The 26,130-nt window shown below is 65.3% G+C and carries 20 protein-coding genes; 7 read left to right on the plus strand and 13 right to left on the minus strand.

Annotated features, from left to right (window positions below):
• From DOM56_RS16855 to DOM56_RS16870, 4 genes are all read left to right on the plus strand, one after another.
• Positions 1-1,440, plus strand: a complete 1,440-nt coding sequence (locus tag DOM56_RS16855) for an HlyD family efflux transporter periplasmic adaptor subunit (protein ID WP_110710193.1) — start codon at positions 1-3, stop codon at positions 1,438-1,440.
• 65 nt (positions 1,441-1,505) lie between these two features.
• Positions 1,506-2,402 (plus strand): polysaccharide lyase, encoded by an 897-nt coding sequence (locus DOM56_RS16860; protein ID WP_110710194.1) that lies wholly within the window; start codon positions 1,506-1,508, stop codon positions 2,400-2,402.
• 29 nt (positions 2,403-2,431) lie between these two features.
• A complete protein-coding gene (locus tag DOM56_RS16865) occupies positions 2,432-3,718 on the plus strand; it encodes an alginate lyase family protein (RefSeq protein WP_232822343.1) in 1,287 nt (428 codons plus the stop codon).
• A 108-nt stretch (positions 3,719-3,826) separates the two neighbouring features.
• Positions 3,827-6,583: an SEL1-like repeat protein gene (locus DOM56_RS16870; protein ID WP_110710195.1), complete on the plus strand. Its 2,757-nt coding sequence runs from the start codon at positions 3,827-3,829 to the stop codon at positions 6,581-6,583.
• Between the two features lie 129 nt (positions 6,584-6,712).
• Here DOM56_RS16870 and DOM56_RS16875 read toward each other — a convergent pair whose 3' ends face one another.
• The 11 genes from DOM56_RS16875 to DOM56_RS16925 all read right to left on the minus strand — a co-directional run bounded on the left by DOM56_RS16875 (position 6,713) and on the right by DOM56_RS16925 (position 20,261).
• On the minus strand, positions 6,713-8,005 hold the full coding sequence (locus DOM56_RS16875; protein ID WP_110710196.1) for an adenylosuccinate synthase: 1,293 nt from the start codon (positions 8,003-8,005) through the stop codon (positions 6,713-6,715).
• 88 nt (positions 8,006-8,093) lie between these two features.
• On the minus strand, positions 8,094-9,275 hold the full coding sequence (locus tag DOM56_RS16880; protein WP_110710247.1) for an ATP phosphoribosyltransferase regulatory subunit: 1,182 nt from the start codon (positions 9,273-9,275) through the stop codon (positions 8,094-8,096).
• Between the two features lie 274 nt (positions 9,276-9,549).
• Positions 9,550-10,515 carry a protease modulator HflC gene (hflC, locus tag DOM56_RS16885; RefSeq protein ID WP_110600643.1) on the minus strand — a complete coding sequence of 322 codons (966 nt, stop codon included), beginning with the start codon at positions 10,513-10,515 and terminating at the stop codon, positions 9,550-9,552.
• Positions 10,515-11,741, minus strand: coding sequence for an FtsH protease activity modulator HflK (gene hflK, locus DOM56_RS16890; RefSeq protein ID WP_110710197.1), 1,227 nt, complete (start codon positions 11,739-11,741; stop codon positions 10,515-10,517). The genes hflC and hflK overlap by 1 nt, the downstream gene beginning before the upstream one ends.
• A gap of 193 nt (positions 11,742-11,934) precedes the next feature.
• On the minus strand, positions 11,935-13,257 hold the full coding sequence (hflX, locus tag DOM56_RS16895; protein WP_110710198.1) for a ribosome rescue GTPase HflX: 1,323 nt from the start codon (positions 13,255-13,257) through the stop codon (positions 11,935-11,937).
• Positions 13,258-13,271: 14 nt separating this feature from the next.
• Positions 13,272-13,523: an RNA chaperone Hfq gene (gene hfq, locus DOM56_RS16900; RefSeq protein WP_110600638.1), complete on the minus strand. Its 252-nt coding sequence runs from the start codon at positions 13,521-13,523 to the stop codon at positions 13,272-13,274.
• 127 nt (positions 13,524-13,650) lie between these two features.
• Positions 13,651-14,559, minus strand: a complete 909-nt coding sequence (miaA, locus tag DOM56_RS16905; RefSeq protein WP_232822344.1) for a tRNA (adenosine(37)-N6)-dimethylallyltransferase MiaA — start codon at positions 14,557-14,559, stop codon at positions 13,651-13,653.
• 76 nt (positions 14,560-14,635) lie between these two features.
• Positions 14,636-16,618: a DNA mismatch repair endonuclease MutL gene (mutL, locus tag DOM56_RS16910; protein ID WP_110710199.1), complete on the minus strand. Its 1,983-nt coding sequence runs from the start codon at positions 16,616-16,618 to the stop codon at positions 14,636-14,638.
• A 37-nt stretch (positions 16,619-16,655) separates the two neighbouring features.
• Entirely contained in the window at positions 16,656-18,008 is a 1,353-nt protein-coding gene (locus tag DOM56_RS16915) for an N-acetylmuramoyl-L-alanine amidase (protein WP_232822349.1), read from the minus strand.
• Between the two features lie 269 nt (positions 18,009-18,277).
• On the minus strand, positions 18,278-18,760 hold the full coding sequence (tsaE, locus tag DOM56_RS16920) for a tRNA (adenosine(37)-N6)-threonylcarbamoyltransferase complex ATPase subunit type 1 TsaE (RefSeq protein WP_110710200.1): 483 nt from the start codon (positions 18,758-18,760) through the stop codon (positions 18,278-18,280).
• Positions 18,744-20,261, minus strand: a complete 1,518-nt coding sequence (locus DOM56_RS16925; protein ID WP_110710201.1) for an NAD(P)H-hydrate dehydratase — start codon at positions 20,259-20,261, stop codon at positions 18,744-18,746. The genes tsaE and DOM56_RS16925 overlap by 17 nt, the downstream gene beginning before the upstream one ends.
• 167 nt (positions 20,262-20,428) lie before the next feature.
• On the opposite strand from DOM56_RS16925, the gene queG reads away from it, so the two are divergent.
• Positions 20,429-21,520: a tRNA epoxyqueuosine(34) reductase QueG gene (queG, locus tag DOM56_RS16930; RefSeq protein ID WP_110710202.1), complete on the plus strand. Its 1,092-nt coding sequence runs from the start codon at positions 20,429-20,431 to the stop codon at positions 21,518-21,520.
• Between the two features lie 35 nt (positions 21,521-21,555).
• On the opposite strand, the gene orn is transcribed toward queG, so the two are convergent.
• Positions 21,556-22,125 (minus strand): oligoribonuclease, encoded by a 570-nt coding sequence (gene orn / locus DOM56_RS16935; protein ID WP_110710203.1) that lies wholly within the window; start codon positions 22,123-22,125, stop codon positions 21,556-21,558.
• Positions 22,126-22,293: 168 nt separating this feature from the next.
• Between orn and rsgA the strand changes: the two genes are divergently transcribed.
• Positions 22,294-23,337: a small ribosomal subunit biogenesis GTPase RsgA gene (gene rsgA, locus DOM56_RS16940; protein WP_110710204.1), complete on the plus strand. Its 1,044-nt coding sequence runs from the start codon at positions 22,294-22,296 to the stop codon at positions 23,335-23,337.
• Between the two features lie 354 nt (positions 23,338-23,691).
• On the opposite strand, the gene DOM56_RS16945 is transcribed toward rsgA, so the two are convergent.
• Positions 23,692-25,020 carry an NCS2 family permease gene (locus tag DOM56_RS16945; RefSeq protein ID WP_110710205.1) on the minus strand — a complete coding sequence of 443 codons (1,329 nt, stop codon included), beginning with the start codon at positions 25,018-25,020 and terminating at the stop codon, positions 23,692-23,694.
• A 369-nt stretch (positions 25,021-25,389) separates the two neighbouring features.
• Between DOM56_RS16945 and DOM56_RS16950 the strand changes: the two genes are divergently transcribed.
• A partial coding sequence (locus DOM56_RS16950) for a sulfurtransferase (RefSeq protein WP_110710206.1) occupies positions 25,390-26,130 on the plus strand: 741 nt, incomplete at its 3' end.

The following is a 26,130-nucleotide window of genomic DNA, read 5'->3' on the forward strand; positions in this document are numbered from 1 at the left end:
ATGTCAGATCAACACAACGACACGGACCAGTTACGCCACGAGCGCCGTGACGAACGCCGCCACGTTCGCGTCGAGATGCCCTTCGACGTACGCCTGGGCGACGGCCATGTGGCCAAGGGCCACGATCTCTCGATGGGTGGCTTCTCGGCGGAGACCTCGATGCCGCTCGAGCGCCAGCGCGAGATTCCCGTGGCGCTGATGCTGACCGCCAGCGGCATCGAACTGGCCCTTTCCGCCACGGCGCGTCCGCTGCGGGAAATCGGCGAAGGCCGTTCGCAGCTCGTCGCCTTCGAGTTCACCCGGATGGAACCCCGTCAACGGGATATCCTGCGCCGGGTGATTCGAGCCCAGATGAGCGGCCGCCACGTCAGTCTCGATGGCCTGATCGATCCGCAGGACGCCCAAACGCCGCGCAAACGCCGGAGCAACGTGGCGACGCCGGCCACCCGACCCAAGCGCCGGGTGCCGATGTTCCGCTACCTGGCCCTGCTGGTCGCCGCCGGCGTGCTGACGGCTGCCGTCGCCGCGACCGTCTATCGCAACGTTTTCCTGATCGAGCCGAGCTTCGCTGCGGTGACGGCGCCGCGCACCGACATCCTTGCCCCCGGCGCCGGCCAGTTGAAGGATCTCGATCTCAAGGCCGGTGACAAGGTCGAACGCGACCAGCCACTGATCGACGTCAACAACGCCGAGCTGCAGAACGACCTGCTGCTCTCTCAGGCTTCGTTCGACTACAACAAGCGCCTGATCGAGAACCTGCAGCAGAGCCTCGATGACGCCGGCAACAGCAAGGTCAGCGTGGCCACCTCCTCCAATCCCGCCAACGGCGAGCTGGGTTTTGAAACCCTGTCACCGGAAATTGCCAAGACCCGGGTCGAGCAGTTCGAGACGGCCCGGGACTACGAGAGCTCGCGTATCGACGCCTACAAGGCGCGGGTCGCGGCCAACACCATCTACAGCCCCTGCGACTGCGAGGTCGCCTGGGCGCTCAGCGCCGCCGGCGGTACCTATGTCAACGAGGGCGACCGCGTCATGACGCTGGTCAGTACCAGCAACAACGACGTGATGGTCGAGGCGCTGGTGCATATGGAGGACATCGGCGATATCGAGAACCACCAGAAGGCTTACATCGCCCTGCCCAACGCCTCGGAGCCGATTCCCGCTCGCGTGCGCAGCGTCGCCCTCGACGTCGAGCGTCAGCCGCGCGCCGGCTTCCCCGACTGGGTGCGTCAACAGCAGAACGTGGCCAGCGTGCTGCTGGTGCCGGAATCGCCGCTGCCGGCAAGCACCGTAGGCACGCCGGTCGACGTGCGTTTCACCGATGCCCCGATGCTCGATACCGCTGCCGAATGGACCTACCAGGCCGGCCGCGCCATGGCTCAGGGCGTTCAGTCACTGTGGGGCCGCGCCGCCGACGGCATGAAGAGCGCCATGAACTGATCGTGTCATGAACTCGAACATCACCTAGCCATTCACGAAGCGCCACTCTCGCCAAGGAGACGAACATGATTCCAGCCAAGCTCGACAATAGCCAACCTCGCCGGCGGCGCCCGCTGGGTTCGGCGATTCTGGTCGCTGGCGCGTTGACACTGGCCTCGCTTCCCGCCCAGGCGGACAGCGATCACTCGCTCACCCAGCCGCAGGCCAGCGCCTGCTCATCCCGCTATGCGCCGGTGCAGATCCTGGCGATGAATGACAATGCCGACCCCAAAGCCTGGATCAAGGACAACCTGGCTGGCCAGCGTCGCTGGGGCGAGCAGAACCTGCAAGTCCTGGACAGTACCGAAAGCGGTCTTGGCAGCCCTGCCCTGCGTGTCGACTATCCCGCGGGCACGTCGTCGCCCAGCGACGCCGAAGAGGGCGGCGCCGGTTTCGTGGTACCGGTGCCGGCGCTGCGTCAGGCCGATCGCGTCTGCCTGCGCTACCGGGTGCGCTTCCCGGCCGGCTTCGATTTCGTCAAGGGTGGCAAGCTACCGGGGCTGTACGGCGGCGATGGCCCTACCGGCGGCGACGAAGTCACCGGCAAGAACGGCTTCTCGATGCGGTTCATGTGGCGCAAGCAGGGACAGGGCGAACTCTACGAGTATGTCGTCAACAAGGACTCCGACTACGGCGAATCGGTGGGCCGGGGCCGCTGGCACTTCACGCCGGGACAGTGGGTCACGGTCGAGGAGGAGATCGTGCTCAACGATCCCGAGCGGAAGAACGGCATTGCGCGAGTCTGGATCGACGGCCAGCCGACACTGGAACAGCAGGGCATCGTCTATCGCACCACGGATGAGGTGCACATCGACGGGCTGATGTTCTCGACCTTCTTCGGCGGCCATGGCAGCGATTGGCGCACGCCTCGGGACCAGACCGTCGATTTCGCCGATTTCACGCTGATGACCCCGAAGGGGTGATTCATCCTATCGACAGGGAGTCGATTCTCATGAACCGGATGCCAATCGCGGGCCGACCCGGCCTGCGTCACAGCCTCGTTCTCGTCCTGGGTCTGGCGACCCTCGACTCGGCCCTATCGGCACAGGCGGCCGAACCGACGCCGACGGACCGGCCCGCCGAGGCGGACGAGACGATGAGCTTCGCCCAGCGCCAGAAGCTGGATCTGTCCGAGTACACGGTCACCGATCCGGATGCGTCCTATTTCGATGTCAAGGCGCGCATGGCCTTGCTGCAGCGCACCGACAACGACCTGCTGCAGTACAACCGGGATCAACTCGAGCAGGGTCCGAGCTGTCGTCAGGAGCTTTCCAAGCCGGCGCTGGACAGCGTCATCCGGATCCCCGGCTACTATCCGCAGCCCAAGGCGTGGGAGCTGGCCTCCGAGCCGCTGTTCGATTTCGAGGATACCGTCTCCAACCTGGCCGGCTCGTATGTCGCCTCCGGTGACGACTACTACGCCGACTGCCTGGTTCGGTTCCTGGACAAGTGGGCGACTCACGACGCGCTGAGCCAGTTCTACTACGATCGCCTGGAACCCCAGGGCTGGTACTCGACCGAATCGATGATGTTTGCCGCCGCGCTCGCCTATTCGGTCGTGCGTCCGGCGGTCGCGGACAAGCGTCCGGAGGCGATCGAGCGTATCGACCACTGGCTCAACACCTTGGCCCACAAGCACGCCTCCATCCGTGGCGGGGACCCGAGCTGTTGCAACAACCACTTCTATCGTCGCGCGCTCTACGCCAGCATGATCGGCGTGCTGACGGACGACGATGAGCTGTTCCAGTTCGGCGTCAGCGCCGTCTACTCGGCGCTCAACGACCTGACCCCACGCGGCGCCTTGCCCCACGAGATGGCTCGCGGCCGCCGCGCCAGCCACTACCAGAATTACGCCCTGCTCTATCTGGTCACCATCATGCAGGTCGCCTATCGCCAGGGTTACAATCTGTTCGACTTCGAATACCACGGCCACACCATCGACGACGCCGTCCAGTTCGCCCTGGACACGTTCGACGATCCGGCGGCGCTGGGGGACCTGGCTACCCACGCACAGTACTACGGCTTCCTCGACGACGAGCAGTATCTCGCCTGGATGGAGATCTATCTCAGTCACCACGACGACGACAGGGTCGCCCACTACGTCAGCCAGAAGCGGCCCGTCGACAACCGCAGCGCCGGCGGCTACGTCACCTTCTATTTCATGGCTCCGCAGGCCCAGCCTCGGGCGCTACCGGAACCCGACAGGGCGGAACTTGCCGCCTTCGAGCCCGACGCCTGATCACGCTGCCAGTCCCGACACCCACATTCGAGCCTCGAGCTCGACCCCTGACCCATCTTGGCCCGCTCCAGGGACGGAGGCCGGGCCTGCCCCGAAGGAGAGATTCACATGACCAGACCGACGTCCCCTTCCACCCGCGAAGACGTGCCAGTAATACGCCGCCGCACTGGCAGTCGCTTCATGCTGGGCCTGGCATCGGTGGTGATGCTGACCGCCTGCGCGAGCCAGCAACCTGCCCAGACGCAACCGATCGCCGCCAAGGACCAGGAGCTGTTCGCCCATCACTACGTCGAGTCGATGCCCTCCACCGACTGGAACCGGGTGGAGTATATCCGCAGCCTCGAAGCCAAGGGGCAGAGTCTCGAGGCCATCGCACTGCTCAAGCCGATGGCGGTCACCCATCCCGAGGCCAGCTACGAGCTGGCTCGAATCTACGACGACGCGACCGGCGTACCCCGTGATCCGGCGATGGCGGCGCACTACTATCGCCAGGCCGTTCCCTATGAGTTCAGCGGCCTCGACAACGCCTCGTTGAAACTGGGCCGGCTCTACCGCGCCGGCGACGGGGTCAAGAAGGACCCCGCCCTGGCGTGGAACCTGTTTCAACAGGCGGTCGCTCACGATGGCAACCCCAGTGCGCGCATCGAGATCGCCGAAATGCAGCTGGCCGGAGAAGGCGTCGCGCGTGACGTCGACGGAGCTCGCCTCCAGTTGGAACAGGCGGCGGCGCAGAATGAGCCGCGCGCGCTCCAGGCCCTGGCCGAGAACTACGCGCCGGGCGGGGCTTTCGATAGCAACCCGAGCCAGGCACGGGCCTACGCCGAACGCTACGTCCAGGCAATGACGCCGCGCGCCGAGAGCGGCGACGTTGGCGCGATGCTGGCGCTTTCGCGCGCTTACGCCGAAGACGGTCTGCTGCCCCAGCCGGCACGCCAGCGGCAGTGGCTGATCCGTGCCGCCGACAGCGGTGACCCGCAAGCGCTGGCGGCCGCCGGCCACCTGCTGGTCAAGCAGCAGAATCCCGCCCAGGGGCTGGACATGCTCCGGCGCGCGGCGGAGTCCGGCAATGTGGACGCTGCCTACTGGCTGGGCCAGGCCTATCTGGGCCAAGGTCAGATCGAGCCCAATCCGGGCCTGGCCGAAAAGTGGCTGTCGGAAGCCGCCCAGCAGGGCCAGCTCGATGCCGCCCGCACGCTGGGCCAGGCCTATGTGGCGGGAGACGTCCTGTCGCTAAGTCTCCAGCGCGGGGTCGCGCTGCTGCAGCGGGCGGCACAGCACGACGACGCCTACGCCCTCGCCCTGCTGGGCAATCTCTATCTCGAGGGAGATCGGCTCCAGGCTCAGCCGAGACAGGGCATCGAATATCTCGAACGTGCCCACGAACTGGGGCATCCCTACGCCACGGCGCGCCTAGGCCAAGCCTGCCTCGAGGGCGAGGGTACGCCGGCCGACCCGCAACGCGGCGTCTCGCTATTGAGCGAGGCGGCCGAACAGGATCAGAGCGGTGCCGCCCGGACCCTGGGGATCGCCTATCTGGACGGTGAGGGAGTCCAGCGCGACCCAGCCAAGGCGCAGCAGTGGCTGGACCGAGCCATCGAGCAGGACCCCGACGACACCACCGCCAAGACCCGGCTCGGTCAGGGCATCCTCGAGAGCAAGCTGCCCGGCAGGGATCACCAGGGCGTCAGGCTGCTGGAGCAAGCCGCCGATCAGGGTGACGCCTACGCCATGGTCGTGCTCGGCCGCGCCTACCGTGACGGGGTCGGCGTGCCACCGGACCTGAACCGCGCCGAACGCTGGCTGCAACGTGCCGCCCGCGCCGGCCACCCTTCCGCTGAGCAGGCGCTGGCGCGCACCTATCGCGCCAGTGGCGAGCAGGGCAACATCGATGACCTGATTCGCGCCGCCCGGATGGGCCAGGTGCCGGCCATGGCGGACCTGGGTCGCGCCTATCTTGGTGGTCAAGGCGTTCGCGCCGATGACGCCAGCGCCAGGAAATGGTTGTCACGCGCCGCCGACGAAGGCCATCCCGGCGCCACCGCCTCGCTAGGCCGAATGTACGCCGACGGTCTCGGGGTCGGCGTCGACAAGGCGCGCGCCGCCAACTATTTCGAACGTGCGATTGCCGCCGGCCATGTCGGCGCCGAAGCCGACCTGGGCAAGATGCTGCTGACCGGCGACGGCGTCACCGTCGATCCACAACGCGGCGTCAGGCTACTGACCCGGGCCGCCAACGCCGGCCACGGCTCCGCCGGCGTGACCCTCGGCGAGGCCTACCTGAACGGCACCGGTGTCGCCGCCGATCCCGCCAAGGGCGTGCGCTATCTGGAGCGCGCGGCGCAGCACGGCGACGATAATGCCCAGCGTGTCCTGGGGCAGGCCTATCTGGAGGGTAATGGCGTCGGCCAGGACTCGGCCCAGGCCATCGAGTGGCTCTCCCGCGCCTCCGACAACGGCAACGTTTCTGCGAAAGCTGCGCTCGGTACGGCTTATCTCGAGGGGCAAGGCGGTATCGCCCAGGACGTGGCCCGCGGCAGGCAGCTGCTGACGGCGGCGGCCGACACTGGCCACGCCGGTGCCGAGGCGGCGCTGGGTCGCGCCTATCTCAGTGGCGAGGTGTTGCCGCGCGATACCCACAAGGGCGCCCGACTGCTGGTCGATGCGGCACGCCAGGGACACCGATCCGCCCGCGTGTCGCTGGCCCAGGCCTACCTTCAGGCGCGGGGCGTGGAGTTCGTCGATCAACAGCAGGCAATGATCTGGCTCGATGGCGTGATGGAGAGCGACAGCGAAACCGCCATCAGAACGTTGCAGGATCTACTCGAGGATACGGATGTCGCCGATGCCGCTGGCCAGGCAACCTGAGTGCTGCACGAGGAATCGCCAGGCCAGATAAAGCGCAGTGAACGCGCGGCGTCGGCATGAACGCCGCCCCACCAACGACGAGACCCGCTNNCGGGTCTCGTCGTCGGGGTCATCGTCCAGCGCGGGGCATCAGTCGAACGGATTGCGCAACACGATCGTCTCGTTACGGTCGGGGCCGGTGGAGATGATATCGATCGGCGTCCCCACCTCCTTCTCGAGAAAGGCGATATACGCCCGCGCGTTCGCCGGCAGATCATCGATGCTGCGCGCACCGATGGTCGACTCGTTCCAGCCCGGCAGATCGTGATAGAGCGGCTCGATCACCTCATATCCCTCGGAGTCGACGGGATTGTCGATGGTCTCGCCATCCTTGCTGCGATAGCCGACACAGACCCGGATATTCTCGAGGCCATCGAGGACATCGAGCTTGGTCAGGCAGATACCCGATACCGAGTTGATCTGCACCGCATGCCGCAGCGCCACGGCGTCGAACCAGCCACAGCGTCGCGCCCGCCCGGTGGTGGCGCCAAACTCGTGGCCCTTCTCCGCCAGGTGCCGACCGAATTCGTCGAACAGCTCGGTGGGGAAAGGACCGGACCCCACTCGGGTCGTGTAGGCCTTGGTGATGCCCAGCACGTAGTCGAGATAGAGCGGGCCCACACCGGAACCGGTCGCGGTGCCGCCGGCGGTGGTGTTGGAACTGGTGACGTACGGGTAGGTACCGTGATCGATGTCCAGCAGCGAGCCCTGAGCACCCTCGAACAGAATGTTCTCGCCGGACTTGCGGATATCGTGCACCAGAGAGACCGTGTCGCAGACCATTGGCCGCAGCTCTTCAGCGAAGGCCATCGCCTGATCCAGCACTTCCTGGAAATCGACCGCCGGCTCGCCGTGATACCGGGTGAGCACGAAGTTGTGGTAGTCGAGCACCTCGCCCAGTTTTGACGCGAAACGCTCGCGATGCAGCATGTCGCCGAGCCGTAGGCCACGTCGCGCGACCTTGTCCTCGTACGCTGGGCCGATGCCGCGACCGGTGGTGCCGATCTTGGCGATCCCGCGGGCCTTCTCGCGCGCCTGGTCGAGACGGACGTGGTACGGCAGGATCAGCGGACAGGCAGGCGACAACCGCAGGCGCTTGCGCACCGGCACGTCCTTGGCCTCCAGCTCCTTGATCTCCTCGATCAGCGCTTCCGGCGACAGCACCACGCCGTTGCCGATCACGCAGATCTTGTCGTCGCGCAACACGCCGGAGGGAATCAGGTGCAGAACCGTCTTCTGACCATCGATCACCAGCGTGTGGCCGGCGTTGTGTCCGCCCTGGAACCGCACCACGGCACTGGCAGACTCGGTCAGCAGGTCGACGACCTTACCCTTGCCCTCATCGCCCCACTGAGTACCCAATACGACTACGTTCTTGCCCATTGCTCTCGTCTCTTGATCAACCCGTCGCGATCCCGTCGTTCGTCGCGATCCATTCGCTGTCACCTTGTCGGCATCTCGCCGTCATCGGTCAATCCAGCGGCTCGGTACGCCACTCTCCCTCCTGGAGCACCAAATGGCGATTGCATCGGTGTGCACCCGGACCGGTCCGCTGGTCGGGCAGTGCCTGGATCACGCGCTCTCCCTGTGCCCTCAGGCGATTGATGGCGTCGTTCAGCGCCGCATCCTCGCGGTCCGGCGCCCAGATGCCATTGGTTGGCGGCTCGCGCTCGGCCAGGGTCGCCAACTGTTTGAGATCCATGGAAAAGCCGGTAGCTGGGCGGGCTCGACCGAACGCCTTCCCGGTATCGTCGTAGCGCCCGCCCTTGCTCAGTGCCTGGCCGTAACCCGGCACGTAGGCGGCAAACACCATCCCGGTGTGATACTGATAGCCACGAAGCTCGGCCAGATCGAAGTAGAAAGAGACCTCGGGGTGCTCCGCCACCACGCCACGATGCAACCGCACCAACTGGTCGAGGGCTTCCCGCACGGCGTTCGGCGCATCGGCCAGTGCCAGCCTGGCATGCTCGAGAATCTCCGCGCCGCCATGTAGCCTCGGCAGCTCGCCGAGCATGCGCGCCAGGCCGGGGTCCGCGACGTTCGCGGCGACCAGCTCGTCGATGACGACGTACGCCTTGCGCTCGATGGCGTCGAAAAACGCCCGCTCGACCTCTTCGTTCCAGTCGATGCCGCGCACCAGCTCGCGATAGATCGCGATGTGGCTCAGGGCCAGATGGATCTCGCTGGCGCCCGCCGCTTCCAGGCTGGAAAGCGCTAGCCTCAACACCTCAACATCGGCGTCGAGACCGGCATGACCGAAGAGCTCGACGCCGACCTGCATCGGACTCCGCCCACCCTGGTGCTTGTCGGCCTGAGCACGCAGCACGGTCGTGCAGTAACAGAGTCGAACCGGACCCTGGCGCTTCAGCGAATGGGCATCCATCCGCGCCACCTGCGGCGTGACGTCGGCACTGGCCCCCATCATCCGACCGGTCAACTGGTCGGTCAGCTTGAACGTCTGCAGATCCAGATCCGTGCCGGTGCCCGTCAGCAGCGAATCGAGAAACTCGACCGGCGGCGGCATGACGAGGTCGTAGCCCCAGCGGTCGTACAGGTCGAGCAGCGTCCGACGCAACTCCTCCATCCGGGTCGCCTGCGGCGGCAATATTTCATCCATGCCGTCGGGAAGCAACCAGCGGTCAGCGATCGTCATGAGCTTGTCCTGCCAAGCGGTGATTCGGTAGTGATCGGGTGCCAAGGCGAACTTGCCCACCCGTGATAATCGCGGCCGAGGCGCCATGGGGCGTGGCCACGCGGCGCATCCCGGAATCGCGCCTGCGCCTGGCTCGGCGTAGCCGAAAGTGATGGCACCGATACAGGCCGCACAAAAAAGCCGGGCGAAACCCGGCTAGACGATATTACCACGAAACGCCCGCGGAAAAATCCCGCGGGCGTCCGTTTTCCGCACTATTCGCGGTTGATGCCACTCACGGCGCCGAGGTCCCGTCAGGGGTCGGATTCTTCAGGTAGCGGAAGAAGTCGCTGTTATCGGGGCTCAACACCAGCAGATCCTTTCCTTCGCCACTGAAGCTGTCGCGGTAGGCCTGCATCGAGCGGTAGAAGGAGAAGAAATCCGGTGCCTGCTGATAGGCACTGGCGTAGATCTTCGCCGCCTGGGCATCGCCCTCACCTCGCGTGGTCTCCGCTTCCTGACGTCCATTCGCCAGAATTTCCTGACGCTGACGGTCGGCATCGGCACGGATCGCCTCGGCCTGCTGAGAGCCCTCCGCACGATAGGTCCGGGCGGCGCGCTCGCGCTCCGAGTTCATCCGCTCGTAGACGGCTTGGGTCACTTCGGGCGGAAGCTCGATACGCTTGACGCGGATGTCGAGGATATGGACACCAAGCTCGTCGCGCATGGCCTGATCGAGCTGTTGCACCGGCTCGACCATGAGTTCTTCCCGGGCACCCTCGACGGTATCGGCCCCCTTGTCCTCTCCCACCAGTTGCTGGTTGTCGCTCTCTGCCGCGATCCGCTCCTGGATGATGGATGACATCTCGGTCTGACCGAACTTGTTGCGCAGCGCCTCGTCGGTTCGCGGCGCGATCAGGTTCTCGGCGACCTGGATATTGCCCCGCGTCGCTTCGTAGAACTGCTGCGGATCGGCGATCTTCCATTTCACGAAGGAGTCGACGATCACCGCCTTGGAGTCGGCAGTCAGATAGCGCGTCGCACTGGAGTCCACCGTCTGCACGCGGACGTCGAAGATACGAACCGTGTTGAACACCGGCAGCTTGAAATGCAGGCCGGGGCCGATATCGTTTTCGATCACTTCACCAAAACGCAGCTTGATGGCGCGTTCGGTCTCGTTGACGACGTAGAAACTGGCACTGGCGAACCATGCCAGCAAGGCCAGGATGATGACGCCAATCAGGGCGCGGTTATTAAACATTAGCGACCCTCCCGCAGGCTGGAACTACGCGTCGGCTGCTGCGAGCCACTGTTCATGTGATCGACTACCTGGCGTGATATCTGTTCGAGCTGCTGCATGCTCATCGACGATGAACCGCTTTTGCCACTGGCATTGCCACCCGCCTGCATCTGGTTGAGCGGCAGTACCGTCACGGCATTGCTGTCACCCAGGTCGACGAGCGCCTTCGGCGTATTGCTCAGCACCTGGCTGATGGTTTCCAGATAGAGGCGTTGCCGGGTCACGTCCGGTGCCTGGCGGTATTCGCCCAGCAGCGAGTTGAAGCGATTGGTCTGACCGGTGGCGTCCGACACGATGGCCGCCTTGTAGCCGTTGGCCTCCTCGACCAGCCGCTGTTTCTGACCCTTGGCCTCGAGCACGACGGCCTGGCTGTAGGCATTGGCCTGGTTGATCGAGCGCTGACGCTCCTCGCGGGCACGGATGACGTCGTCGAAGGCGTTCTGGACCTGGTCCGGTGGCGCCGTCGATTCGACGTTGACCGTCTGCAGGCGCAGGCCAGTGCCGTAGGCGTCCATGTAGGCAGTCAGACGATCGAAGATGCGCTGCCCCAGCCGGTCCCGGCCGGTGGTGAGAATCTCCTGCAGATGCATGTTGCCCACTTCCTGGCGCAGGGCAGAGTCCATCGCGTTCTGCAGCGTCATTTCCGGCTCGTTGACGTTGACCAGGAAAGCATGCGCATCGCTCACCACATACTGGGTCGACACGCTGACGCGAACGATATTCTCGTCACTGGTCAGCATCGAGTCCGTCTGCGTGGCGGAGCGAATGCTGGTCACGTTGACGTTGTCCACCCGATCGATGATCGGCGGATTCCAGTGCAGGCCGGGATTCAAGGTGTCGGTGTACTTGCCGAGACGGAACACCACGCCGCGCTCGGACTGGTCGATCAGGTGGAAACCCGAACCGGCCCAGATCACGGCCGCAACGATCAGCACCAGGATCGGCAGCACGAACGGATTGCGCTTGCCGCCACCGCCGCTATCCCCGCCCCCGGAGCCCGAACGCTTGCCGCGCCCGCCCAGCAGACGATTGATCTTGTCCTGAAATTTCTTCAGCGCTTCATCGAGGTCTGGCGGCCCCTGATTGCCGCCACCGTTGTTGCCACCATTACCACTCGGACGCCGGCCCCCTCCGCCGCCCCAGGGGTCCTGCTGGTTGTTGCCACCACCAGGCTCATTCCAAGCCATACCTAGTCTCCAATGATGCGATCAAAGCGTTGCGTCAGGCCGAAGCATTACGCATGGCATCGGGAGCGTGAGCCGCCGTGGCGTTGCACTCGCGTGCAAAGGGTTGTTCGAACCGAGATCGAACCCTCGTTACCCTGCATCGTTCGGGTCCGGTTCCCGGACCACGAAGCTCCCCTGCGTCGTTTTTGTCACCTCAAACCCGTTCCCAATCGGCAACCGGTGTCTTTTCCGAGGTGGGTAAATAGTCGTCGGCGCGTTCGCCCAAGCGAGCCATCATCTGCATAAACTCCCGCCGGGGCAAGCGAATCTCCAGATTCGAATGTCCTTGTTCGTCGAACGCTTCGTTCTGCACCGCCTGCAATTCGTGCAGCGCCGCTCGTAGTCGACCCTGCTCGGGTGTCAGCGTCAAGCGGATATCCAGGATATCCTCGGCCAGCCACTCGCCGAGCGCCTCGCGCAGCAGCTCGAGTCCCTCGCCGTCGCGGGCGGAAAGCCATACGACCTGGGGGAATCCATGCTCGTCGCGCTCGATGCGCGGCGACGTTCCCAGCAGGTCGATCTTGTTCATTACCAGCAGACGGGGTACTTCGTCGGCGTCGATCTCCGACAGCACGCTGTCGACCTGGGCGACATTGAGCTCGCGATCCGGGTCGGCGGCGTCGATCACGTGGACGATCAGGCTCGCCTCCGTGGCCTCCTGCAGCGTGGCCTGGAACGCCTCGACCAGCTTGTGCGGCAGGTGCCGGATGAACCCGACCGTATCCGCCAGCACCACGTCTCCAACATCCGGCACGTCGAGCCGGCGCAGGGTCGGATCGAGCGTGGCGAACAGCTGATCGGCGGCGTACACCTCGGAGGCGGTGATCGAGTTGAACAGGGTCGATTTGCCAGCGTTGGTGTAACCCACCAGCGACACGCTGGGCACCTCCGCCCGAGCCCTGGCGCGGCGATTTTGATCGCGCTGCTTGCGGACCTTCTCGAGGCGCTTGTGAATCGACTTGATCCGTCCACGCAGCAGGCGACGGTCGGTCTCGAGCTGGGTCTCGCCGGGCCCTCGCAGACCGATGCCGCCTTTCTGCCGCTCCAGGTGCGTCCAGCCCCTCACCAGGCGCGTGGACATGTATTCGAGCTGGGCCAGCTCGACCTGTAGCTTGCCTTCATGGGTTCGCGCGCGCTGCGCGAAGATATCGAGAATCAGGCCCGTTCTGTCGAGCACGCGACACTGGAGCGTACGCTCGAGGTTACGCTGCTGGGAGGGAGACAGGGCATGATTGAAAATGACCAGTTCGGCATGATGGGCCTCGAGCGCGGTCTTGACCTCGTCGAGTTTGCCACTGCCGATGAAGGAACGAGGATCGGGGCGGCGCCGACTGCCCTGAATCAGGGTAGCCGACTCCGCCCCGGCGGAGCGCACCAGTTCCAGGAGTTCACCCGGATCTTCGCGCTCCTGCTCGTCCTGAAAGTCCACATGGACCAGAATCGCCGTTTCGCCGGCGTCGGGACGTTCGAAAAACAATCACAACCTCTCGATTAGCTATCGAGTCCGGGTGCTGCGTTGGGGTCTTGCGGCGGCAACCGGACGTTACGGGACGGCACGACCGTCGAAATGGCATGCTTGTAGACCATCTGACTGACGGTGTTGCGCAGCAGGATGACGAACTGATCGAAAGACTCGATCTGTCCCTGCAACTTGATGCCGTTGACCAGAAAAATGGAAACCGGGATGCGCTCCTTGCGCAGAATGTTCAGGTACGGATCCTGAAGGGACTGTCCTTTGGACATGTTGCTCTCCCTAATGCTGTTATGAGTAGTGCTGTTTTAGTTGGGCGGCGATTCGTTCTGACTCGGCATCACACCGGCGGCATCGCTTGCCGCGAGTATAGGTCTGGACGAAGCCCGCCATTTTACGCTAACTGCCGTGCTCACGCACGATTTTCGCAATCTGCCCATCGACGTCCGGCGCACAGCTGTCGACCCAGTGCAGATCTGGCCAGCGCCGCAACCAGGTCAGCTGGCGCTTGGCCAGTTGACGCGTGGCAGCAATGCCACGCTCACGCAACGCATCGCGATCATAGGCGCCTTCGAGATACTCCCAAGCCTGCCTGTAGCCGACGCTGCGCATCGATGGCAGATCCGCGTGAAGATCGCCTCGCTGTTTCAATGTAGCCACTTCCGAGACGAATCCACCAGCGAGCATGGCATCGAAACGTCGGGCGATGCGTTGGTGCAGCACGCTACGCTCTGCAGGCGCGAGAGCTATGGACAACAGTCGCCAGGGAAAGTTTTCCTGCTGCTGGCACCGCCAGTGCTCGGAGAGCGTCACGCCACTGAGCTGAAACACCTCGAGCGCCCGGATCAGGCGTTGCCGGTTGCGCGGATGGATCGCCTCGGCGGCCTGGGGATCGACTTGGGCGAGTTCCGCGTGGAGCGTCTCGAAGCCCTCGCACTCGCCGCGCCGACGAAGTCGCTCGCGCAGCTGCGGGTCGGCGGCGGGCATGGCGGCCACCCCCTCGACGAGACGCTTGGCGTACATCATGGTCCCGCCCACCAGCAGCGGCATTTTGCCGCAGGCACTGATCTTCTCCATCTCGATCAGGGCGTCGCGGCGAAAATCGGCGGCAGTGTAGATCTCCGCCGGATCGCGAATGTCGATCAGCCGGTGTGGCGCCCGCGCCAGTTCGGCCGGAGACGGCTTGGCTGTCCCGATATCCATGCCCCGGTAGACCATGGCCGAGTCGACGCTGATCAATTCGGCCCCCAGCCGCTCGTGCAGCGCGATCGCGCTGTCGGTCTTGCCCGAGGCGGTCGGACCGAGCAACAGAATCGCCAGCGGTCGGTCGTCCCGGCGCGAATGATCTGACGGTGGAAAAGTGGAAGAGATGTCGTTCACGCGGTCACTGCCCCCGAAGAAACAGCTTGTCGAGCTGCGCCATCGACATCTCGGTCCAGGTGGGACGACCGTGATTGCACTGCCCGCTGCGCTCGGTTCGCTCCATGTCTCGCAGTAGCGCGTTCATCTCCGGCAGGGTCAGCAGCCGGTTGGCGCGCACGCTGCCGTGGCAGGCCATGGTGCTGAGCAGCTCGTTGATGCGGGTCTCGAGACGGTCGGAGCGGCCAAACTTTTCGAGATCGCCGAGCATGTCCCGCACCAGCGGCTCGATGTCCGCGTCGGCCAGCAGTGCGGGAACCTGGCGGATCAGCAGTGTCTCCGGGCCGGCGGCATCGAGCACGACCCCCAGCCGGGCGAACGCTTCGCGCTCCTGTTCCGCCACTTCGGCCTCACCCGCGCTGACCGCCATGGAGACCGGCACCAGTAGCGGCTGGGCATCGAGCGCGCCCGCGTGAATCTGCTGCTTCATGCGCTCGTAGACGATCCGTTCGTGGGCGGCATGCATGTCGACGATCACCATGCCGCGCTCGGTCTGCGCCAGGATATAGACGCCATGCAACTGCGCTACCGCATACCCCAGCGGCGGTGCCTGGGTGTCGTCCGTGGCCGGCAGGGTGGTCACCGCTGCCGGCGAGCGCTCGTCCTGGGCGACGCTGGCCGCTTCGCCGCCGGGCGCGCCAGCGCCTGCTTCCCGCGGCGTGAGAAGCGTCGATTCATGATCCGGATGCAGCGCGTGATAACCGGCCATGAATTCGCGAATGCGCTGCGTCCCGGGCCGGTTCTGCCCCACTTGTGCCCCCAGCGAGTGCTGCCCGGCCAGCGCCATCCGCTGTTGCTGCCAGTCCGGGGAGTCGTCCCCGGCCAACGGGTGTGCCGGATTGCCCGGCCGTGGCGAGGCCGTGGCGACCGTCATGTCGGCGGCGGACTCGTGCGCGCCCTCCTCGCCGCTTTCCGCCACCGCATCGTTGGGCTTCACCGAGGCCAGCGCGCGGTGCAGGCTCGAGAATAGGAAATCGTGGACCAGGCGCCCGTCGCGGAAGCGCACCTCGTGCTTGGTCGGATGAACATTGACGTCCACCACCCGCGGATCGAGCTCCAGGTAGAGTACAAACACCGGGTGTCGGCCGTGAAACATCACGTCGCGATAGGCCTGGCGAATGGCATGGGCGACCAGCCGGTCCCGGACGATGCGGCCGTTGACGAAGAAATACTGCTGATCGGCCTGGGCCCGCGAATGGGTCGGCTGGCCGACCCAGCCCCACAGTCGCAGCCCCGTGGCTTCCAGGTCGACGTGAAGCGCTTCATCGAGGAAACGTCTGCTCAGCAGGGAGCCGATTCGGCGCTCGCGCCCGGCCTGATCCGACGCCACGGCGGGCAGCTGATGCACCACCTTCTGGTTGTGCCGCAGCACCCAGGCAATATCGAAACGGGACAACGCCAGCCGCCGGAACGCCTCCTCGACGTGGCCGAACTCGGTCTTCTCGGTACGCAGGAACTTGCGCCGAGCGGGAGTATTGAAGAACAGGTCGCGCACCAGCACCGAGGTACCCCTCGGGTGGGGCGCGGGGGTGACCCGGGGCTCCATCTGGCGCCCCTCGGCGACCACCCGCCAGCCGCCGGCGGGGTCGTCGGCGGCGTTGGAAATCAGCTCCAGCCGCGAGACCGAGCTGATCGAGGCCAGCGCCTCGCCACGAAACCCCAGGCTGGAGACGTCCTCGAGATCCTCGAGCGAGGAGATCTTGCTGGTCGCGTGTCGGGACAGCGCCAGCGGCAGATCCTCCTCGCCGATGCCGATGCCATCGTCGCGTACCCGGATCAGCCGGGAACCACCCGCCTCGAGTTCGACCTCGATGCGCTGGCTGCCGGCATCGATGGCGTTCTCGACGATCTCCTTGACCACCGACGCCGGACGCTCGACGACCTCCCCCGCGGCGATCTGGTTGGCCAGGCGGGGGTCGAGTATGCGGATGCGTGACGACTCGCTCATCGACGGTCTCCTGCGGCTATCGCCTCGATTGCCCTCATCATGGAATGGTCAACACCTGCCCTACCCGCAGGATATCGCTATCCAACCCATTGGCCTGCTTCAGCGCCTTCATGCTGATGTTGTGGTTCGCCGCCACCTGGGACAAGGAGTCGCCTCGCTGGACGCGGTATTCATTGCTGGCACCGCCACGCCCCTGATCCCGCTGCCACGCCAGCAGACTGGAGGGCGGCGGATGCTGGCGGAAGTGGGCCACGATCCCGTCGTAGATCGCCTGGGCCAGCTTGGCCTGGTGTGCGGAGGACTTGAGCTGGGCCTCCTCGCGCGGATTCGAGATGAACCCGGTTTCCACCAGCAGCGACGGAATGTCGGGTGACTTCAGCACCACGAAACCGGCCTGCTCGACACTCGACTTGTGCAGCTTGTTGATTCGCCCGAGCTGGTCGATCACCTGCCCGCCGGTTGCCAGCGAGTCGTTCATCGTCGCGGTCATGGTCAAATCGAGCAGCACGCCGCGCAATACCTCGTCCTTGTCGTCCAGGCTCAAGTTGCCATCGACACCGCCGATCAGATCCGACTGGTTCTCGCTTGCCGCCAGCCACCGTGCGGTCTCCGAGGTCGCCCCCCCTTGAGAAAGCGCATAGACCGAGCTGCCGGATGGCTGGCTGCTGCGCACCGCATCGGCGTGCACCGAGACGAAGAAATCGGCTTTCTGCTGGCGCGCGATCAGGGTGCGCTGGCGCAGGCCGATGTAGTAGTCGCCATCTCGGGTCAGAAAAGCCTTGAATCCCGGCGTCTGATCGAAGCGCTGCTTGACCTTGCGTGCGATATCCAGCACGACGTCTTTCTCCCGGGTACCGTGGGGACCGATCGCACCGGGGTCCTCGCCGCCATGACCGGGGTCCACGGCGATGATGATGTCACGCTTGGGATGGGGCTGGGCCTCGACGGCGGATGCCACCACCTCGGCCTGCTCGGGATTGCCCTCGGCAACGGCTTCGGTCTGCGCCCGCTGCGCGGCGATCTCCTGATCCCGGATCATGGCCTCGATCGGATCGATGGGATTCTTGACCGCGCTGGCGCCGGGATAGTCGAGATCGACCACCAGCCGAGCACTGTACTGCTCGTTGGGCGGTAGCGTGAAACTCTTGGGTACCACGGCCCGATTGACGTCGAGCACGACCCGCAGCCCACCGCTCTCGCGTACACCGGTGCGCACCTTGGAGATGGCGCTGTCGTCCAGATCCAGCTTGTCGACATCGAAATCCAGGTCGGTGCTGTCGAGATCGATCACGACACGGTCCGGGCCGTCGAGCGTGAAGACGTTAGCGTTGACCGGCCCCGACATGTCGAATACCAGCCTGACGTGATCGGGCGCCGACCACAGCCGCATGTTGTGGACTTCCACCGCCTGCGCCTGCACGGCCGTGCCCAGGCAGCAGAGAGACACCAGCGCCGTCACCGCTGCCCGCCCATACCTCCCGAGACGATCTATCCGGCTTCCGACGAAACGGTTCATGGCCAACCCGGCCAACCTCACTGCCATGGCCAGCGAGCAGATCCACACCAGTAGCAGTAGCGCATACCCGATCCCACCGGCGATTCGTGACGGGACCTCGCGACGGACGGTCACGACCGCGGCCGACATCTCTCGAGCGTCTTTCAGCATTCGTCTTCCTTGTGACTCAAGCTCGCCGGCATTGCCGCCAAGACGGCTCTTCCCTGTTGACTGTAAGCAGTTCCCGACACCCGCCGGCCACCACCGGAGACCAGTTGCAGATGAATCTCCAGATCCGGGGCCGGCAACCAACCCGCGCCACGGCTCGGCCACTCGATCAGGCACAGTGCATCGCTACCCAGCATGTCGCGAGCGCCCATGAACTCCAGCTCTTCGGGGTCACCGAGGCGATAGAGGTCGAAATGAAAGACTCGGGCCGACGCGGTCTCGTAGGGCTCGACGAGCGTATAGGTCGGACTCTTGACCGCGCCCCCATGGCCATAGGCCCGGAGTATGCCCCGCGCCAACGTGGTCTTGCCGGCACCGAGGTCACCGATCAGATGAACCTGACCACGACCGGCCAGAGCCCGGCCCAGCGTTTCACCAAAGGCCACCTGGGCGGCTTCGTCGTTAAGTGTGATCGGCATGGCTCGAGACAGGTTGAGGGTTGACCAAAGTTCGCGCATAGGATGCCAGATCAGTCGCCAGCAAACCACGCTCGCCGGCATCCAGCGCCGCCGCGTCCGCCGCCAGGGCATGGACCAGCACGCCGATCCGTGCAGCCTCCTCGAGCGATCCGAGCTGGCCGGCCAGCCCGGCGATGATGCCGGTCAGCGCATCGCCCATCCCGCCGCTGGCCATGCCGGGATTGCCGAACGGACAGAGCGTGAGCCGCTCGCCGTTGTAGACCAGCGTACCCGCGCCCTTGAGCACGATCGTGCCACCCCAGCGCCGTTGCAGGGCGATCACGGCTGCATGCCGATCCCGCTCCACCTCGGCAGTGGACATTCCCAGCAGTCGTCCTGCCTCCCCGGGATGCGGCGTCAGCACCCAGTCGTCGCGGTGGCCGCCGCTCTCCTCCCGAGCCAGCAGGTTGAGCGCATCGGCGTCGACCACGCAGGGCTTGCCGGCGTCGAGCACGCTCTGAAGCGCCGCCTGCCCCCAGGCACCGCTCCCGATGCCCGGGCCGATGGCCACCGTGTCGGCGGAGTCGATCATCGCCGCCAGATCCGGCGCGCCGCGCACGCCTCGCGCCATGATCTCGGGGAACCGGGTCAGGCTTGCCGAGACATGAGCGGCGTCGGTGGCCAGACTGACCTTGCCGGCACCGATGCGTGCCGCCATCTCGCTGGTCATCAGCGCCGCCCCGCCCATTCCCGGTGCGCCGGCCACAACCAGTACGTGGCCGTAATCCCCCTTGTGGCCGCTGGGCTTCCGCGGTGGCAGGGCCCGAGCCAGATCCTCACGCGTCTGCAGCCAGGCGACTGACGTGATATCGCCATGTGACTGAGGGTCGACGCCCAGCGAGGCGCAGATCACATCGCCGACCACGTCCAGTGCCGCGCCGGTATGTAGCCCCAGCTTGTCACCAATGAACGTGACCGTCAGCGTCGCCGCCACCGCTTCCGTCTCGACGTGACCGGTATCGACATCGACTCCCGACGGGACATCCAGTGCCATCACCGGGCAGCCGCTGGCATTGACCTCGGCGATCGCCGCGGCATAAGGCGCGCGCGGTGCACCGTGGGCGCCGGTCCCCAGCATCGCGTCGACCATCAGTTCCCCATCCAGCGTCAGCTCGTCATTCCACGCCACCGGCACGACGCCCGCTTCCGCCGCCAACTCGGCGGCTCGCCGCGCATCGCCCTCGAGCTCGGCCACCGGCTTCAGCGCCACCAGTTCGACCGCCACGCCATCGGCGGCAGCCAGCGCGGCGATAATATAGCCATCGCCCCCATTGTTGCCTCCGCCGCAGAGCACGCAGAGGCGACGGATACCCGGCCACCGGGCACATAACGCCTCGTAGGCCGATTCGCCGGCGCGTCGCATCAGGGCGAAGCCGTCACCCTCGGCCTCGATGGTGCGGCGATCCAGTTCACGGACCTGGCCGGCGAGATAGAGCGGGCGCTGAGAAGAGGAGGCGGACATGGAGGCTCCTGTCGTGTTCCGAAAGATGGCGAACAACCCTGGTGTGGCTATCGATGAACGACGCCGCCAAACGCCGTGACCGGCATCCGGCGGACGTTCGACCGGCTAGTGCTAGTGGTGTAGGGTAGCGCACCCGACATTCCCACCTCTGCGTGCACTCCTGCGCTATGTCACAGCCATCCAGCGTCGATTTCAACGATCTCGCCTCACGCGTCAAGCAGTGGGGACGAGAGCTCGGCTTCCAGGCGATCGGTATCACCGATACCGATCTGCAGACCCATGAGCGCTATCTGCAGCGCTGGCTGGAGGCCGGACATCATGGCGAGATGGACTACATGGCCAAGCACGGGACCAAGCGAACACGGCCCGAGGAGCTGGTTCCCGGAACGCTGCGCGTGATCAGCGCGCGCCTGGATTATCTGCCGCCCGAGGTCGAGACCACCAGGGTACTGGGACAACCGCACAAGGCGTACGTTTCACGCTACGCCCTGGGGCGCGACTATCACAAACTGATCCGCAAGCGTCTCGACCAGCTGGCGCGCAGGATCGAGCAGGAGGTCGGCCGGATCGGCTATCGCGCCTTCGTCGATTCCGCCCCGGTCATGGAGCGTGCCCTGGCCCAAAAGGCCGGCCTGGGCTGGTTCGGCAAGAACGCCATGTTGTTGAATCCCCAGGCCGGCTCGCTGTTCTTCCTCGGGGAGCTCTACACCGACCTGCCGCTGCCGGTGGACCCGCCGTTCGAGCGCGAGCACTGCGGCTCCTGCAACAGTTGCCAGACCGCCTGCCCGACCGGGGCGATCATCGACGACAAGGTGATCGATGCGCGGCGCTGCATCTCCTACCTGACCATCGAGCTCCACGGCAGCATTCCGCTCGAATTTCGCCGTGCCATGGGCAACCGCGTCTACGGTTGCGACGACTGTCAGCTGTTCTGCCCTTTCACCCGCTTCACCCGCGTCAGCGCCGAGCCGGATTTCGCCCCGCGCCACGATCTCGACCGCGCGGAACTGATCGATCTGTTCGCCTGGAGCGAGAGCGAATTCCTCAAGCGCACCGAAGGCAGCCCGATCCGGCGTATCGGCTACCCGCGCTGGCTGCGCAACCTGGCCATCGGCCTGGGCAATGCGCCCTGGAGCGAGCGCGTCGAGCACGCCCTGCGAGCTCGTCTGGCCTACCCCTCCGACCTGGTACGCGAGCACGTGCGCTGGGCACTGGAGGAGCAGCGGCACAAGCGTGAGGCGCGCATCGCCAGCGGCTGAGGCGTGGCCGCGAGCGACCGGCGCCCCGTCGACGATCAGTCCGGAAGCTTCAGGAAGGTTTCGCGATAATGCTTAAGCTCCGCCAGCGACTCGCGAATGTCGTCCAGAGCCTGATGGGTGTTCTGCTTGGTGAAGCCGTTGGCCGCCGCCGGATTCCAGCGCTTGGCCAGCTCCTTCAGCGTCGAGACATCCAGGTTGCGATAGTGGAAGAAGTTGTTGAGCGTCGGCATCTCGCGCTCCAGGAAGCGTCGATCCTGGTGGACGCTGTTGCCGCAGACCGGAGAGGTGCCGGGCACGACGTAGGTGGCCAGGAACGCCAGCGTGCGCCGCTCCGCCTCCGAGGTATCGATGGCGCTCTCGCGCACCCGCCGAACCAGTCCGGACTCACCGTGCGTCTTCTGGTTCCATTCGTCCATCCCCTCGAGCAGGGCATCCGGTTGATGCACTGCCAGCACCGGGCCTTCGGCGATCAGATTGAGCTCGCCGTCGGTGATCAGGGTCGCCACTTCGATGATGCGCTCCCGATCTGGGTCGAGACCGGTCATTTCCAGATCGATCCAGATCAGCAGATCGCGGCGGGCGCCAGCGGCGGATGGTTCAGACATGAACAACTCCAGAGTCGGTGTCCCCGGCCACACGGACGCGAGCGGACACGGCAGGTCGGTAACGGCTACAATGCCGCCATTCTACCCCCGTGACACGAGGAAGGGGCAAACGCCTGAGGTGAGCTTTCCCTCTCCTGAGCTGCAGACAACCGTGAGTCGACGCCAACCATGAGCCGCCGCAAACTGACCCGCCAGCAGCGCTGGCGGGTCGAGAAGATCCAGGCCGAGCGTGCCGAGCGCGCCTCGAAGAAGGACGAGCGCGACGGCGAGCGCCTCGATGCCGGCGATTACAGCGCCGAGCGCCCGGGGCGTGTCGCCGCCCATTTCGGCCGCTCGCTGGAGGTCGAATTCGTCGAGGGCGACAGCATCAGTCGGCACCGCTGCCATCTGCGTGCCAATCTGGAGGGGCTGGTCACCGGCGATGCCGTGATCTGGCGGGAAGCGAGCGATGGCAGCGGCGTCGTCGTCGCTCGCGGCGAACGCACCAGCGTGCTGGAGCGCCCGGATTCTCATGGCCAATTGCGTCCGGTGGCCGCCAATATCGACCAGATCCTGATCGTGGTCGCGACGGAACCGGAGCCGCATCCGAACCTGATCGATCGCTATCTGGTGGCTGCCGAGAATACCGGCATCCCCCCGGCACTGATCCTCAACAAGAGTGACCTGCTGCCAGCCGAGGGCGGGCCGTTACGCACCATGCTGGCACGCTATCTTGAGCTAGGGTATCCGCTGATCGAAGCCTCGGCGCGGGGTGATAACGGTCTCGACGCGCTGCACGCGCAGTTGACGGACCGCACCTCCGTCTTCGTCGGTCAGAGCGGGGTCGGCAAGTCGTCGCTGATCGACAAGCTGCTACCGGAGGAGACGCTGCGCATCGGCGCCCTGTCGGCGGACACCCGCAAGGGCAAGCACACCACCACCACCGCCCGGCTCTACCCGCTGCCCGAGGGCGGTATTGCGGGGCGCCCCCGCGAGGGGGATCTGATCGACTCGCCCGGCATTCGCGAGTTCGGGCTGTGGCACCTCGACGAGCGCGAGCTGGCCGACGGTTTCATCGAGTTCCGCCCCTTTCTCGGCCACTGCCGTTTTCGCGACTGTCGCCACCGTCAAGAGCCCGGCTGCGCCCTGCTCGACGCCGTCGAGCGCGGCGAGATCCATCCCCAGCGCTTCGCCAGTTTTCAGCGGATACGGGACGATATTGCCGCGCCGTAAGAGCCACCAAGATTTGTCGATGTCACCCCAGGCGCCTTGCAGGACGACGCTGAACGGCTCGCGTTGAGCCGGGTCTTGTGGCGCAAAATAGAGGGGGAGCGACGAGGGGGCGAGCGTCAAGCCCCCTCGTCACGGTGAGCCATAGACTGGGTTGGACTCGGCAGTCGTAGTTCCACTGCAATCTCGCGTCATCCATGACGCGAGACCCGGCTCGACGCTCTGCGTTCAGCGCCGTTCTGGAAGGCGCCCAGGGTGCGAGACTTCGAGCAAATCAACTAGGCTCAGAAATGCAACGCCGCGCCCTGAGACGCGGCGATTGCTTAAGAGCGGCCTGAGCGCAGGCCGTCGTCTGGATCAACCCTCGAACAGCATCAGGATCGACAGCAGGAACAGCACCCACATCGCCGGGCGCACTTCCTTCGCCTTGCCAACGCCGACCTTGACCACGACGAACGTGAGGAACCCGAACACCACGCCATGGGTGATCGAGTAGGTCAGCGGAATCAGCATCATCGCCACGAACGCCGGAATGGCATCGTCGTACTGCTGCCAGTCGATGGTGCGAATCGGCGAGAGCATGAATACCCCGACCATGATCAGCGCTGGCGCGGTGGCGATCGCCGGCACCAGCGCCAGCAAAGGCGACAGGAACAGGAACGGCAGGAACAGCAGCCCGGCGACTACGGCGACGAGGCCCGAGCGCCCGCCCTGACTGATACCGGCAGCGGACTCGACATAGGCATTGGCCGGGCTGGTGCCCATGGGCGCGGAGATCAGCGCGGAAGCCGCATCGACCATCATCGAGCGGCGGATGTTGCGCGGCTCGCCGTCTTCGTCGAGCAGGTTCCCCGCCTGGCAAACCCCGATGAAGGTCGACATCGCATCGAAGAAGGTGGTGAACAGGATCACGAAGATGAACGGCCAGTAGGCCACCGACAGCGCGCCGCTGAAATCGACCTGACCCATGGCGCTGAAGTCCGGCCAGGCGAAGATACCCTGGAAGTTGACCAGCGTCGGAGTGCCGGCCGGCGATACCGCGCTGGCATCGCCCCACAGGCGACCGATCGGGATCGCCAGCAACGTGGTGACGACGATGCCCAGGATCAGCGCCCCCTGGACGCGCCGCGCGACCAGCACCGCGGTGATGCCGAGTCCGATCAGAAACGTGACGAGCGCCGGAGTCATTTCGCCCAGCCCGACCACCGTGGCCGGATTGGACACCAGCATGCCGGCGTTGACCAGGCCGATCACGGTGATGAACAGACCAATCCCGCAGGCAATGGCGTGACGCAGCGTGGCGGGAATCGCATCGACCACGTAGCGGCGAACGTTGAACAGCGCCAGGATCCCGAACAGCACCCCGGACCAGAACACGCAGCCAAGCGCCGTCTGCCAGGGAATACCGGCCCCCATCACCATGGTGTAGGTGAACAGCGCGTTGATCCCCATCCCGGGGGCGACCAGAATCGGATTACGCGCGTAAAGCCCCATCATCACGCTGCCGAAGAAGCTGATCAGCACAGTGGCGGTCAGCGCCCCGGCGAAAGGCACGCCGGCGCCGGAGAGAATCGAGGGATTGACCACGATGATGTACATCGCCGCCAGGAACGTGGCGACGCCGGCCAACACCTCGGTTTTCGGCGTAGTCTCCAGTGAACGGAGGGAAAACAGTTTTTCTAGCACGCGACTATCTCCTGGGCGGTACTGTCATTGTTGTTGGCGGTGTCGTCGGCGGCGTCTCGGCATCCCTACGGACAGCGTTGCCGGGCCTGCAAGATCCGCGACGACGGGCGACACCCCCGCCAGCGGGGGCGTTCGCATCGTCATTTTGTATACAAGAATGAAGGCAATGAAAAGCCAAAAGTTGACCAACCTGTCAACTTTTACTCCCAGGCGCCACCGCCGATCGCCAAGCGCGGCGTAGTATAACGAAAGCCTATCCGGTCCGGCAGGCCGTCCAGCTACCGGGCCGACGGCGGGCTATGTCATCATCGCCGGTGTGCCGCCTGTGAATCCGCTTCAGACGTGATATCGATCCCAAGGAGAAAGCCCATGAGTTCCGAAACGCCGCAACTGCCGCTGATTCTGGATCCGGCCACGCTGTCACGACATCTCGAGGACCCGCACCTGCTGATCATCGACGTGCCGCTGAAGGCGGACAGCTACCCAGCCGGTCACGTGCCCGGAGCAATCTTCCTCGACTCCCGCCGTCTGCTGGCGGGTTCCGGCGATGTACCCAACGACGTGCCAACCGAAGCCGCGCTGAGCACGCTGTTCTCGGAACTCGGGCTGACGCCGGAAACCCACGTCGTCGCCTACGACGATGAAGGCGGCGGCTGGGCCGGGCGCCTGCTGTGGACGCTGGAGTTGATCGGACACCGCCGCTACTCCTACCTCAACGGCGGCATTCATGCCTGGCGCGCCGACGGCTACCCGCTCTCCACCACCCCGGCCACGCCGACCCCGAGCGATTATGAAGCCGCCTATCTCAATCCGACGCTCCAGATTCGTCGCGAAGAGCTGATCGAGCGCCTCGACGATTCGCAGCTCGCGATCTGGGATGCCCGCTCCGCGGAAGAGTATCGCGGCACCAAGGGCGACAACCGGAAACTTGGCCATATCCCCGGCGCGGTCAATTTCGACTGGCTCGACGTCATGGACAAGCATAATGATCTACGCCTGCGCGACTACGCCGAACTGATCACCGAGCTGGAAGCCCGCGGCCTGACGCCGGACAAGGAGATCGTCACCCACTGCCAGAGCCACCATCGCAGCGGACTGACCTGGCTCGCC

Origin of the sequence: Salinicola sp. CR57, from assembly GCF_003206585.1 — a bacterium.
Taxonomy (GTDB): domain Bacteria; phylum Pseudomonadota; class Gammaproteobacteria; order Pseudomonadales; family Halomonadaceae; genus Salinicola; species Salinicola lusitanus.